The following is a 13,269-nucleotide window of genomic DNA, read 5'->3' as shown; positions in this document are numbered from 1 at the left end:
CGTACCGGGCTGTGGTTGTCCGCAGGGAGAACCATGTTCAGTACGTCCAGTCCGCTTCACTTACCTTTCTGGAAGGACCATCGTGTCTAAGCGTCAGATGCTTCTCGGCCTACAGTTCGGCAACGGCTACGGTTCCCAGCCCGACGCGTGGCGTATGCCCGGAGTCGACCCGTCGAACCTCACGGATTTCGATGCACTCGTGCGATATGCGCGCAGCGCCGAGCGCGGGAAGATCGACTTCCTCTTCTTGCCGGACTTCCTCGGCCTCGGCGCCGAGATCGACCACCATCCACCGATGTTCACTCTGGAACCGCTGTTGACCCTCGCCGCCGTCGCCAGGGCGACTGAACGGATCGGCCTGGTCACAACGGCGTCCACCACATTCAATGACGCGTACAACCTCGCGCGACAGTTTAAAACGCTCGACGTGATGAGCCATGGTCGGGCCGGGTGGAACGTCGTACCGACCGCAGATGACACGGCCGCGGCGAACTTCGGTAGGGCCGCCCCCGCGCGCCAGGATAAGTACGAACGCCTCCACGAGATGGTCCAGGTCGTGCAGGGACTGTGGGGGAGTTGGCAGGAAGGAGCATGGATTAAGAACGCCGAAACCGGTCGTTTCGCTGACGCATCGAAGATTCAACCCGTGAACCTGGGCGGCCGGCACGTCGCTTCGCGGGGACCGCTGCCCATACCGCCGTCCGAGCAGGGCCAGCCGGTCATCTTTCAAGCAGGTGGCGGCGGCTACGGCCTGGGCGTCGCCGGACGCTATGCCGACGGCGTCATCGGCGCGACGTTCACGATTGAGGACGCGATTGCGCAGCGGAGGGCGCTGCGGCAAGCGGCCGAGAAAGCGGGCCGCGATCCCGACGAAATCAAATTCTTCGCCGGCGTGATGCCGGCCATCGCCGCCACCCGACGGGAGGCGCTTGAACGACGCCTGCTCCTCGGGAAGGACATTTTCCCCCAGCGGGTGCCCTACCTAGGTTACATGCTGAGCATCTCCCTCACCGCCGATCGACTCGATACACCCCTGACCGCAGCGGAACTCACCGCTGCGAGGCCAAACCCCAGCGACCCCCGGGCCAGCAACGCACTCGCCATCGCACGCGAGGGCTGGACGATCCGGGAGGTCCTCGCTCACGGGGTCATCGACTACCATCCCACCCCCGTCGGTCCGGCTTCCGTCACCGCAGACCACATGCAGGAGTGGTTCGAGGCTGGCGCGGTCGACGGCTTCTGGGTTTCCGTCGACATCTACGAGGACGGTATCGACACCTTCGTCGATGAAGTCGTCCCAATCCTCCAGGACCGCGGCCTGTTCCACCACGACTACCGGGGAACAACCCTCCGTGACCACCTCGGCGCGCCACATCAGTACGGGCTCGACCCGCGCCTCCAGTGACCGATGACCGCGGAGTCGCTCACCATGCCACGGCACTTCCTGCATCCAAGGCAGATTGGGCGCTGCACGAGGAATGAGGAGCAAGATAACGAAGTCGGTCAGCGAACGAAGATCCCCTGAATCACGACGGCCGTCGCCAAGTGGAAACGATGGGGCGAACCACGTCTCGAAACCAAATGTGTTGAAACCCCAGCCATGCGCACCAGCTGGTCGCCCAGGGGTGCGACATTAACCGATCACAGAACGCCGCCACTTATCGGCAAACTCCACAACTGTTCGCTCGTTGAGGCGTCTCGTTTCCCAAGGGTTACGAGAGCCAGCTGCCCCAGATCTCTTGAGCCAGTTAGACCCGGGCGGAGAAAACTGCCACCAAATTTGGCATGTCATCAACACTGACTCAGGGCGGTTCTGCCATTTCGGGGGATGGCATGAGTCGAAACTGGTCTGCGTACAACACTTCATTGTCACGGGTTCTGGGCAGGAGGAGACTTGAGGCGACGGCCTCCCATTTCGGGCCGCCCGCGGGGCCACCCGGCTGCGGGGCCTCACAGCACCCTGTAGCGGCCTTGGTGGATCGATGAGCTCCATGACACTCCTCGAAAAGGCCGCTCGGCGGCCCCGCCACCTCTTGCCCCTGGCGGCTATCGCGCTGATTGGATTTCTCGGGGGGGTGCCAGTATGAGTCCAAGGACGTCCCCCTCCCGTCCGCCAGTTCTCCGACTACGGAGGCTCGCACGCCCCCACCGCTGCCGGACGGCGGCGACACTCCCACGGTCCCACCGCTGCCGAAGAGTGGCGCCATCGACGCCGGCACATACCTCGTCACCAGCTTCGCAGAGAATTTCGAGATCACCGTCCCAGACGGCTGGGTGAGTAAAGACGGCGATGCCCTGGGAAAGGACGACCCGAATCACCCGGATGCGATGGGGGTCTTCGTCGGTTGGTGGCCCTCCAACCATGTGCCGAGGGACGCATGCAAGTGGCAGGGCTCGCTCGTCGAGGTCAATCCGTCGGCTAAGGCCTTCGTCGACGCGATGACGGCGCAGACGTCCACGGCCAGCACCCCTCCCGTCGAGGTCATAGTGGGCGATTACTCCGGCGTCGAGTTCGACCACTCCGTCGAGGGCGACGTGGACATCAAACCCTGCGACAACGGTCAGTTTTGCGTCCACTCAGAATATTCGAACCTATGCACACGCTGGTACTCGAGCGCCGCTGAGCGCGAAACCTACAGGGTGGTCAACCTGAACGGCAAGCGCGCCATGTTCTGGATGGTTCAATTCCACGAATCGATCAATCCGGAGCTGACGAGCGAGGCACGCACCGTCTTCGACTCGGTCGTGTTCAAGCTCCGACAAGTGACCAGCTGATGCGATAAGGCGGTCCCGCCCTCGGGCGCCGGCTCCTTCTCTGAAACCCACCTGCATGTCTCATAACTGAGGCGCCTCAAATCCCTAGCGTTTCGAGACAGCGGGGCAGTGTCAATGGCCAAAGCTGGCCTGACTGCCTCTTGCACCCGCGGAGGGGCATCCGAAGGCGATATGTAGGGGCGCTGAAGCGCCGCCATTCATCGCTGTAAACCACCCCAAATCGCACCACGTTGTGCTCCAAGACCTACACTCTAGGCACCGTGATCGAAAGGTTCTGGCCCGACCCGGCATCGGGCTCAAGTCCTCAGGCCGTCCAACAAAGCAGACGTAAGTGTGGACACTGTCCACACCCTCTTTGGCAGGACAAACCTCGGCGTGCGACTCTCGCGGGCACGCCTAAGACCACCTCCCAAAGGCGTCCTGCAGCGATATCGCCGAAGTCATGGTGTCCCCGCTCCCCCAGCCCATGAATAGGTGTAAGCCACCACCACAGGCCCACTCAACACAACCGGAACGAGGAACCGCAAGAACTCGCTCACAGCAGGCGGAAGGCCCACCAGCCAGGGGCTTGAACCCGCCACCCCCACACATTGAATAGGCTCCGCGGCAGCCCGGCCAAAGCCGGCCAACCACCCGTCAGAGGGACCCGAGCAGGGCCAATGTCCACACGTTAAAGCAAAAACCCCTCTGACGAGGGGTTTTTCGTGCCCGAGGTGGGACTCGAACCGGGTTCCAGCCCTTGCAAAAACTGGGAACTCCCGGAAACATCGCCAATCCGGCCCGGTCCGCCCCCAGTACGAGCCAATCCGCCGCCCGAAGTGTGCACAATGTGCACACCCCAAAATTGGCCGTTCTGCGCAGCCCGCAAAGACAAACCGCGCTCCCCCACTGAGGGGGCGCGGTTTGTCTTTGCGCTGGCAAATGTGTGACGCCGGCCGGGTTCGCGCCGACCCACGTTCTGACTGATGCCTCCCGCGAGGGACCGAGCACCAAGTGGCCGGCAGAACCATCTAACTGTGAGAGACTTCATGTGGCTACACCTCCTTCACCCGTCTCATGAGCTTTTGGGCCTACACCCGCATGACCGGCCGAGGCCATTTGGCCCGCCTCAGGACTATTTCAGCCATGTCGGAAGCGTGCTGCAGGCAGCCACAAGACCCCACGTCCGGAGGGGGCCACCCTGCTCAGTTGTGCTGATTCAATGCCCTCGCGACAATACGCTCGGCCGATGACCGGATCCGGGCAGCACCAGGCCACGCTTCAACCGGCCGAAACGTCCGTTATCGGCTTTCCCAAATGGGCGGGGGAGCGGCCTCAAGACTGTGCGTGAGATCGAACTTGAGCGTTTTCGACCAAAATGCGGGCATTAGAACTGGGCTGCCAGGGCCCGGTTCACCGCCGGATATCCAGGGAAGCGGGGTCAAAAGGCCCGTCGGAGCCGGTTGTTTCGGCGACCCACGCGGAATATGCGCCGTGGCCGGGATGTGACGGGTCGGCCAGCGCATCCATGGTTTCCTCATAGCCGGGGAATCCTCCGGAGTCTTCCAGCGGGCCGCGCCTGGCGCCATCGATGAGTCGGGCCGGCGGCGTGTCTGCGGTTGCCGGCCGGCGGGAGACCAGTCCAAGCCGGTGCAGCCAGCTGTCACCAAAGTCGTATTCGTAGAAGGCTGTGCCTGAACCCAGGGCGAGCAGCTGATCCTGGGTGTAGTCCTCCTCGGGCCTGTCCTCGGGTTCTTCACACTCCTGTCCCGGTAGCCATTGCAGGGCCTCCGGATATTCGCCGTCGACCGGCCGCAGCGGCGCGAAGGGGTAATCCGGTGTGAACCGGTGCAGGTGCGCGTCTTCCCAGCCAAATGCTGCCTGCAGGATCTGATGTACCTGATGAAGCGCCACGGAGCCACCGATCTCCAGCCGACGCCAAATGGGCGGCTTGCTGTGGACCAGCTCCACGCGAACCTCCAGGACCGATTCCCGGCAAACCAAGGTGCCAGCCTGAGGTTGGTCCATGCGCCCATTCTTTCAGGATTCCGCCGGCTCCCCGGGAGGGCGGCAGCAGCGATCGTTGAATTCGTCACCGGCCCGCTGGCAGAGGATGCCCGTCGGCTAAGCAAACCTCGCACGAATGAACTGCCCGGCCTGCGCACGGCATGGCGCGGGGACTCTTGCGCGCTGTTCACCCCGACGTTGACAAGAGCATGCTGTATGTCCACCGGCATCGACCACCGATCCGACGTATATGAGCCGCGTTAGCCGAAATCGTCAGGGACAGGTGTGCCAGCTGGGAGCCTCTCCCCCATGGCAGGCTGACGACAGACTGGTTCTCAGCGTTCGATCCAGACCGTCGTTAGACGAGCGAATCCTTCATCCGTTTGCAAGCTCTGTGAGTTCGAGTTAGCCGATATCACTGCATGTCGCCTCCCGCGTTCGGGGACGGACTTTCGAATCGAAGTTTCTCTTAGCCCCTCGAGGCACGCCTCAGCACGCCAGAGCGAGAGCGCCCGTCCCAGCAAAACCGTCTGCCACGGCCGATGTTGCCGCATGCAACAACCACACGTGTAGTACCGCGGTACGACGCGCACCTTCCGGGAAGTGTCCCTTGGACCGATGTTCGGGAAACGGGCAAAACGTAGCGTGAAAAGCGATGCAGGCGCACACACTCTGCCAGCCCGCACGTTCATAGAATCGAGACCCAGCTCATGGCTTCCCGTTCACGACGCTTTTCCCACGCCGCTCTCTCCGGGACATTATTCCTGACCGTTGTGACTGCGCTGGCCTTCGTTGGCATCGAGGCGGCTGATGCACAAAGCCATGCCGGACCACCACAGCAGAGCCTGCAAGGATTGCCGGTGAACCAGCCTTCCTCCTCAGGCCCGATCGTTGTTGCCGTTGCCCTCGGCTCGTCGGGCACCGTGGGGAGCGACGTATTGGCTCCCTACGAGGTGTTCGCCAGCTCCCCCGAATTCTCCGTCTACACCATCGCAGCCGAGCCAGGTCCTGCACTCATTGACGGAGGTCCGGCGATCGTGCCGACCTACACCTTCAACGACGTCCGATCGGGGAGGGCCCGGCAGCCGGACGTCGTCGTTGTCCCCGCTGTCGGCGCCCCCGAGGGGCCGGAGGAAACTGCAATGCGGGAGTGGATCCTGGAGGAGTCAGGACGCGGAGCCCAAATCCTGGGCGTCTGCAACGGATCGAACGTCCTTGCCGCGAGCGGTATCCTCGACGGGCACACGGCGACCGGCCATTGGTCACGTCTAAGTTCTCTGAAGAAGAGCCGTCCCCAGGTTCAATGGGCCGAAGGCCTGCGGTACGTCCAGGACGGCACGATCACCACCACAGCCGGTGTCACGTCCGGCATTCCGGGCGCGCTGAAAGTCATGGCGGACCTGGCCGGCGCCGACGAAGCTGAACGGGTCGGGCGCCTGGTGAACTATGCGGGCTGGTCGCTCACGGCGTCGACATCGATACCCGTCCAGTCCTTTGCCGCCTCGGACATTCCCGTCGGACTCAACGCCCTCGTCCCGTGGTTCCGGCCCACGATCGCCGTCGGGCTCTATGACGGAGTGGGAGAATCCGACGTCGCCAGCGCCTTCGAGGTATACAACATGTCCTTCGCGGCCCGCACCGTGCCGGTCGCCGCCACGGAGACCGTCACCACCAGGCACGGGATGGTTCTCCTCACCGTCCCTGAAACCCGGGCACCCCAGGTGGACGAGGTCATTGTCCCGGGCGCGGCCCGGGACCAGGACATCAACCCCCACTTGAAGGAATGGGCCGCGTCCCGCAACGTTTCCGCCGGTGCCTTTGCCGGCGCTGATGGTGCGCTTGGCTTCGATGGCGCGCTGGAGTATCTGGCGCAGCATACCGACCATGCCACCGCCCTGTCGGCAGCCAAGATGATCGACTATCCCACCGCGCATCTGACCCTTCCCGCCGGTGGAACCTATGTCCGCGTCCCTACCCTGATCGTGCTCGGCCTGCTGCTCGCCGTTCTCGCCGGTGCCCTGCCGGCCCTCATTCGCACCGCTCTTCGGGGTCGGGCAGAAGGACAGATGAAATGACCCGGCACCTCCACGAATCCCGTCAGCGCCCGGGCCTCTCCCTGGACGGGGCCGCGCGGCCCGTCGCGAAGACCCGGGCCGGATACGTCAACACCCACACGCACCTCGGCGCGATGGTAAAGAGTGGTTTCTGATGCCGTTGGACCAGCCCTCCGCAATACTCGCCTGCGGGCTTCTGGCAGCCCTGGCCGTCTTCCAAGTCGCTTTGATTACCGGGGCTCCGCTCGGAAGGATGGCCTGGGGCGGACAACACCGCGTCCTCCCAACCAACCTCAGGATCCTCAGTTCGGTCTCCATCGGCCTGTATGCAATCTTCGCCTATGCAGCATTGGCCGAGGCTGACCTTGTCCCGCCATTGATAGGGGAATCCTTGATGACCGTCACCATCTGGGTGATGACGGGATACTTCGCGCTCGGCGTCCTGATGAACGGCCTCTCGCGCAGCAAACCCGAACGCTTCGTGATGACCCCCGCAACGGCTGCCCTCGCCGCCCTGTATCTGGTCCTTGCAGTCCAATGATTCTCCACGCTGGCACTGCCCGTTCCCTGCCAATTAAAGACCGGAAGACCGTAATGCACTTCACGACGGGTAGAGTCCGGAGCATGACAGGGACGGGAGGAAGTGAGCGCCTTCAGTCGTCGGCGGAACCGGCTTTGTTCACCCTGGGTTCCCCGGAGGAGCCGATCCGGTATGGCGGGTGGCGCTCCCGTCCGGGAATCACAGACTTTCTGATCTCTGCCGCCTACGCAGGGCCGGCCCTTGTCACGGCTGCTGTCGTTCACGAGACCATCGGCCCGGAGTTCGTTCTCCAGTTGTTCGCGGTGGTGGCTTCCGGAACTGCCCTGCTATTCCGCCGGCGGGCTCCGATGTATTCGTTTGCCGCCACCGCGGGCATCATGCTCCTCACGTTCCCGGCGCCAGCCAGCTTCGCAGCCGTGGCGGCAGCCATGGCCCTGTATGCCGTCGCCGTCTACAGGTCCCCCCGGCACGCAGCCATTGCCCTCGCCGGGACCAGCGGCGTCCTCCTTCTGGCCGCGGTCCTCTTGCCCGCGTCTATGGTTGACCCGGGCCAGGCCGGTCAGGCAATTGCTGCGCTCGTCATCGCGGCACTGATCGGCTTCAACGTCCGCTCGCGGCGCAGCTACGTGGCCGCCCTAGTCGACCGCGCCGACCGATTGGTGCGGGAACGACAGCATTTGGCCAGCATCGCCGCGGCCGCTGAGCGGAACGCGATTGCCCGGGAGATGCACGACATCGTCTCGCACGGATTGGCCGTGATGATCTCTCTGGCCCACGGTTCGGCAGAGATCGCACCCTCTGACCCTGCCCGCGCCGCCGAGGCCATGCGCCAGGTCGCCGCGACGGGCCGCGCCGCAGTGGCAGACATGCGCCGGATGCTCGGAGTACTGAACGAAGGCAACACCGGGGAACCACCCGGCACGGTCACACCAGCTCCCGGTGTCAGGGAATTACCCGTTCTCGTGGAACTTTTCCGCTCGACAGGTCTTCCGGTGGTCCTGAGGTCAGCCGGTATTCCTCCCGCTGACGCTGACACCGGGATCCAGTTGGCAATCTACCGCGTCGTCCAGGAGGGTCTCACCAATGCGCTTAGGCACGCGAGGGAGGCATCGACGGTGGCTGTCGAGGTGCAGTTCAGAGCCGAAGAGATCACGGTCTCGGTAATTGACGATGGCCAACATGACATCATTCCCGCAGGCCACTCCGGACGTGGCCTTGTGGGAATGCGTGAGCGCGTCGCGCTGTATGGCGGCACGATGGAGGCGGGCCCCATGGCGGGCCGTGGATGGTCCGTGACCGCACGGTTCGTCCCGCAGGAAGGAGCCTCATGGAGCCAGTAACTGCCGCACCCGGGCGGTCGATCCGGGTGCTGCTCGTCGATGACCAAAACCTTGTCCGGATGGGATTTCGCATGGTCCTCGACGCCCAGGAAGGAATCGACGTCGTCGGGGAAGCCGCCGACGGCAGGATGGGAATCGAAATGTCCCACACCCTTGCCCCGGATGTGGTGCTGATGGACGTGCGAATGCCCGGCATGGACGGCATCGCCGCCACCAGAACAATTGTTGAGGAGCATCCGCAATCACGGGTCATCGTCCTCACCACGTTCGATCTCGACGAGTACGCCTTCGCTGCACTCCGGGCCGGTGCGAGCGGTTTTCTCCTCAAGGACGTCGGACCAGCCGAGCTGGTTACGTCCATCAGGGCCGTCGCCGGTGGAGACGCCACCATCTCCTCCAGGGTCAGCCGCCGGATGCTGGACCTCTTCAGCCAACGGCTTCCCTCCGGTCCCCGACCAAGGGGCGACGAAGCCGTCGCAGCCCTGACCCCGAGGGAACGCGAAATTCTCTCGGCCATAGCCGGCGGACTAACCAACACCGAGATCGGAGAGCAAATGTTCGTGGCCGAATCAACCGTGAAGACCCACGTGGGCCGCATCCTGATGAAACTCGGGCTGCGCGACCGCGTCCACGCCGTCATCTTCGCCTACGAAAATGGCCTCAACGGCCACCACCGTTCCCAGCCAGATTAAACGGCACCCAAACCTGACATCGGCAGCTAGCTTGACGGAATCTCCATTATCGCCGTTTTATGTGGGGTCCCGTTAGATGAGAAAATCATGCATTTGATTGCCTCATTGCCGCCTCAATCCTTATGCGCTGGCCCTAGAACTGCTTACCTGGACATGTCTGTTCGGGCATAGCTTCAAGGCAACGCCACCGTGGCTGCACTGCCAAGTGCTTCCCCCCGGGGCTCACGGAACGGTGACTTGCTCGTCGACTTTTCGGTTGTATGGTGGCTCGTCTAGGCGGGCGATGGATGTCATGGTCGGGCCATCTTCGGCGGCGGTGTAGTGGATGCAGGCGCTGACGGTACGCTACTCACCGAACCATCCCCCGATTGTGGTCAGGTTCTCCGAAAAGTAGACGTCTGCGTGGAAGTTGCCGTCATCGTCCCAGCCGACGTTGTAGGGCTTGTGCGGTGAGTTGGCCAGCAGCTTTGCCGTCGCACAGCGGCGCTCCGCGCCCCTCCGAAGGGGATTTCTGAAAGAGGATAATCGATGTGCGACGAGCTAGACGGCAGATGGGTTCCCGGTGCTCGTCTTCAACCCGCTGAAGGTGAGAGAGATGATGTCCTCTGCGAGCTGGGATGAGATATTGGCCCGCGTTTTGAATACCAGTCTGTAATGGAGTTGAGGGTTCCAACGAGCAGCCTCCCGGCGGCATCGGGATCGACACCCGCCCGTAGAGCCCCCTCGTCTTGGGCCACGGAGACTAGTTTGATGATTTCCTGTTCTACTGCTTGCTGGCGGCTCATGGCCTCGCGCTCAATTGCAAGGTTACCCCTCAGGCTGATTAGCACGGCCACTGCCGGCGCATGATTAGTCAGCACCACTACCATTTCCCGCAGCACAAACAGCAGTCGATCGAGAGCAGGCCCGTGCTTGGCTCCCCGTTGGATCGGTATGACTTCCAAAGCTGTTAGTGCCGGTTCTAGGGCCAGCCGCAGCAGTTCGCCCTTTGACGGCACATAGTGGTAGATGGTGCCCCGGCTCACGCCCAGGTACTCGGCAAGATCACCTATTGATGCAGCATCGAAGCCGCGGCGTCTGAAAACTTCAAGTGCTGCGCGCAGCAGTGATGGCAGATCTCCTCGAACGTACGCTCTCGTGTGATCTGGGGCGCGATCGGGCAGAGCCACGGCTATGCTCCTCAAGTTGAACTGGGGGGAATTCAAGGGGCGTACTCCTTCTCAGAAGCTGTGCGAATTTATCCGCCCAGGAGACGGCCGGTTCGGCGATGCTGCAATGCCGGTGTGGAGTCCGGCATTGCAGCACCCGAGCCTGATATTACTGACGGGATTTTGGGATGTGGGACTGCCTCAGCCCGGCCCTGCATCGTTGGGCCGGCGGCTAAGGCTGCAGTTTGTTCATCTCCATCCATGGGTTCCCATCCGTTAGGTGCTTCATGAGTCGACGGCCGTTGGAACAGGCTGGGGGACGGCCTTGACCAAGAAATAGTAGGACAGGGCAGCTACGACCAGGGTGACAAAAGCGCCGTAGCCTGAGATCCAGGAGCCTTTAGCCTGAAGGATTGCAAAGCCGAGGGCGGCACTTATCACCCAGGAAGTCACTCCGGGCCAGCCTGGATGAGGCTCGGCTCCCCCAGATCCGGTCTGACGGTTGCTGATGAAGATGTGGGCCAGAGCTATCCCAATCCACGCCAGCACGACCACTCCAAGCCACGCGAGTGTAATGAGCATGTATTCCATGACCGGCAAGAGCACCAGCAGGAAGATGAGCACCGCACTCATCGAAGCCCACGCCCAGGTGGGCCAACCCAAGCGGAATGCCTGCCGACCAGTAGTCTCCAGGTTTGTGACGGCCACATAGTAGTTGGCTGTGTTGATCCTGGTCTGGGAGACAAATACCAGGAGCAGGCCAATGATTCCCATCATTTTCACCAGGCCTCCAGCGACACCCGCTTCACTGAATTCTGCCCCCTGGATGGTGAAAATCAACACAATGCCGATGAGGCTGTTGAACACAATGGTCGGCACCCAGAACGGGAATCCGAATGTCCACCGACGGTGGTACTGCTCGTCGCCGGGCCGTCCCAGTGCTGCGAAGTCAACGGCAAACAACAGCACTGACCACGTGCCCATGTATGACGCAGCGGCAGCTACCCAGCCTGGAACGCCCTCCATGACGGCGAGGGGGATTCCGGCGTGGGTCATCCAGTCCGTGCTCAGTCCGTACTGGATGGTCGCCCAGACGATGGCTACGGCAAAACCGCCCCAGTAGATTGGCAGCAGCCATCCGTTGATACGGTCCAGAAACTGCCGCATGCGCCCAATGATGAGTGGTGTCGAGTACAGGACCACGATGGCCGCCCACATTTCCTTTGGGCCGCCGAACTGTGTTTGGAACGTGAAGACGAGGACGCTGGTTTCAAACACCGCGAAATACAGCGCCGCGAGGAAAAGCGTGATGGTGGCAATGACTGCTCCACCTTTGCCAAACATCCGGCGGGACAGTTCATCTACGTTGAGGCCATGTCGTAACGAAAAACCTGTCAGGGACTGGCAGATAAGAGTCATCAGTACGACTGACAACGCGATGCCGATTAGCGCATTGACCGTGCCATAGGCGTTCGCAGTCGCGGCGCCAAGATAGACGATCACCAGGGCGCTGGAAACGCTGTACCAGAATGCCCGCAGAGGCTTTCGCCTCATGCCGGTATCTGTGTCAGTGCTGGATGCAATTCTGACTTCGGACATTGTTGACCTCCGGAATTGTGTCTGAATTCAGGCCTCGCGTGAGGCAGACCTGAGAATGCTGAACGGGGAGTTGCGCGCGTTGCCGCCGGGTCACGAAGGCCTTCGTTTCCGGTCAATGTTGAGCGGATATAGCGGTCAGTAACCGGCTTAGGTGCGGGCACATCAGCCACCTGGTTGCAGGTTTGCTGCCGGGGTGGGCGTGAAGAATCTCTGACATTGCAGTGGTCCCCTCAAGGACCAGGAGCGTCCTGGCCAAGGGGCGGCCGCCCGCCATAGAGTTGTTTGCCTTAGTGACCGTTGTACGGACGCTCGGCGGCCTCGTTGGTGGTAGCACGAGGCATCATGGTGAGACGTGACAACACGGAAATATGCGTTGAAGTGGTGAGGAAGTTAGCGCCTGCCTGGGAGACTCCTTTGTGCTTCCACGGTTGTACGAAATCCCTCCGCCCCAACCAGCTAATCCCGGCACTTGAACAGAGTGACGACGCTCACATGCTGCACCGTCAATCAAGCATCGCTGAACGAGTAGTTCAGTGTCAAGACTGTTTGGAAAACTTTCATACGCTTCCGTACAAGTTATTCCCCTGTAGTCGATACAGGCCGCCCCTGCGGTACTTTCCGGATCCGCCGTCTGCCGAGGAGCAAGCGCGGAGCTGGCTGGCCAGGCACGACCGGAAGCTGAAGCCCGGCAAGGCGCTGCGGGACGGCGACGGGTTCGAACATACGCTCAAACCGACACCGCCTCCGCAGTACGACCTCAGCCGAGTGGTTAAGCTGAGAGGCTGATCCTTCCCATGTGGGCGTATAGGCTGCGTCCTCCCCTGCGATCAGCGGTATTGACCGGGGAATGCTGGAGAGTATGTGTCGCTAGCTGGACCCACAGTGGATAACTTACTGTGAAATTATGGCTGTGGCCGCAGGTCGTAGATGCGGCGCAGCTTGCCGTTGGACCGCTCCAGCGAGCCCGGATCCACCACGTCCACGGTGCACGAGGAACCTACGTGGATCTTGATTTGCTCCTGCAGGGCGCGGGCCGCCGTCGAACTTTGCTCGATGGTAACGGTTTCGCGGCGTTCAATCCGGACGGTCAGCCGGTCCATGCGCTGCCCCTCGGGGCGGGTGAGTTCCAGCTGG

10 protein-coding genes and 1 pseudogene are annotated in these 13,269 nt (G+C 62.3%); 7 read left to right on the top strand and 4 right to left on the bottom strand.

Translation table 11 applies throughout. The features are described 5' to 3' along the window. Positions 1-82 precede the first annotated feature (82 nt). Positions 83-1,405, top strand: a complete 1,323-nt coding sequence (locus AB4Y73_RS07110) for an NtaA/DmoA family FMN-dependent monooxygenase (protein ID WP_441870320.1) — start codon at positions 83-85, stop codon at positions 1,403-1,405. A gap of 869 nt (positions 1,406-2,274) precedes the next feature. Continuing rightward, positions 2,275-2,775 (top strand): hypothetical protein, encoded by a 501-nt coding sequence (locus AB4Y73_RS07105; protein WP_441870318.1) that lies wholly within the window; start codon positions 2,275-2,277, stop codon positions 2,773-2,775. Positions 2,776-4,167: 1,392 nt separating this feature from the next. Here the strand turns inward: AB4Y73_RS07105 and AB4Y73_RS07100 are convergent. Then, positions 4,168-4,782, bottom strand: a complete 615-nt coding sequence (locus AB4Y73_RS07100; RefSeq protein ID WP_441870316.1) for a plasmid pRiA4b ORF-3 family protein — start codon at positions 4,780-4,782, stop codon at positions 4,168-4,170. A gap of 839 nt (positions 4,783-5,621) precedes the next feature. Between AB4Y73_RS07100 and AB4Y73_RS07095 the strand changes: the two genes are divergently transcribed. The 5 genes from AB4Y73_RS07095 to AB4Y73_RS07075 all read left to right on the top strand — a co-directional run bounded on the left by AB4Y73_RS07095 (position 5,622) and on the right by AB4Y73_RS07075 (position 9,388). Next, positions 5,622-6,836: a DJ-1/PfpI family protein gene (locus tag AB4Y73_RS07095; protein WP_441870314.1), complete on the top strand. Its 1,215-nt coding sequence runs from the start codon at positions 5,622-5,624 to the stop codon at positions 6,834-6,836. After that, positions 6,833-6,970, top strand: a complete 138-nt coding sequence (locus tag AB4Y73_RS07090) for a hypothetical protein (RefSeq protein WP_441870312.1) — start codon at positions 6,833-6,835, stop codon at positions 6,968-6,970. Before AB4Y73_RS07095 ends, AB4Y73_RS07090 begins: the two co-directional genes overlap by 4 nt. Then, on the top strand, positions 6,970-7,356 hold the full coding sequence (locus AB4Y73_RS07085) for a hypothetical protein (protein WP_441870310.1): 387 nt from the start codon (positions 6,970-6,972) through the stop codon (positions 7,354-7,356). The genes AB4Y73_RS07090 and AB4Y73_RS07085 overlap by 1 nt, the downstream gene beginning before the upstream one ends. Positions 7,357-7,439: 83 nt before the next feature. Continuing rightward, entirely contained in the window at positions 7,440-8,696 is a 1,257-nt protein-coding gene (locus AB4Y73_RS07080; protein WP_441870308.1) for a sensor histidine kinase, read from the top strand. Then, positions 8,684-9,388, top strand: a complete 705-nt coding sequence (locus tag AB4Y73_RS07075) for a response regulator (RefSeq protein WP_441870306.1) — start codon at positions 8,684-8,686, stop codon at positions 9,386-9,388. The genes AB4Y73_RS07080 and AB4Y73_RS07075 overlap by 13 nt, the downstream gene beginning before the upstream one ends. 572 nt (positions 9,389-9,960) lie before the next feature. On the opposite strand, the gene AB4Y73_RS07070 is transcribed toward AB4Y73_RS07075, so the two are convergent. The 3 genes and pseudogenes from AB4Y73_RS07070 to AB4Y73_RS07060 all read right to left on the bottom strand — a co-directional run. Next, positions 9,961-10,593: a TetR/AcrR family transcriptional regulator gene (locus tag AB4Y73_RS07070; protein ID WP_441870304.1), complete on the bottom strand. Its 633-nt coding sequence runs from the start codon at positions 10,591-10,593 to the stop codon at positions 9,961-9,963. A 228-nt stretch (positions 10,594-10,821) separates the two neighbouring features. Then, positions 10,822-12,090: a purine-cytosine permease family protein gene (locus AB4Y73_RS07065; RefSeq protein WP_441870302.1), complete on the bottom strand. Its 1,269-nt coding sequence runs from the start codon at positions 12,088-12,090 to the stop codon at positions 10,822-10,824. A 947-nt stretch (positions 12,091-13,037) separates the two neighbouring features. Next, positions 13,038-13,269, bottom strand: a pseudogene (locus tag AB4Y73_RS07060) (phenylacetate--CoA ligase); the annotation flags it as partial.

This window comes from Pseudarthrobacter sp. TAF60_1, assembly GCF_052113505.1.
In the GTDB taxonomy this organism is placed as follows: domain Bacteria; phylum Actinomycetota; class Actinomycetes; order Actinomycetales; family Micrococcaceae; genus Arthrobacter.
Note: the sequence above shows the minus strand (reverse complement) of the source record. Positions and strands in the feature narration are given on the sequence as shown.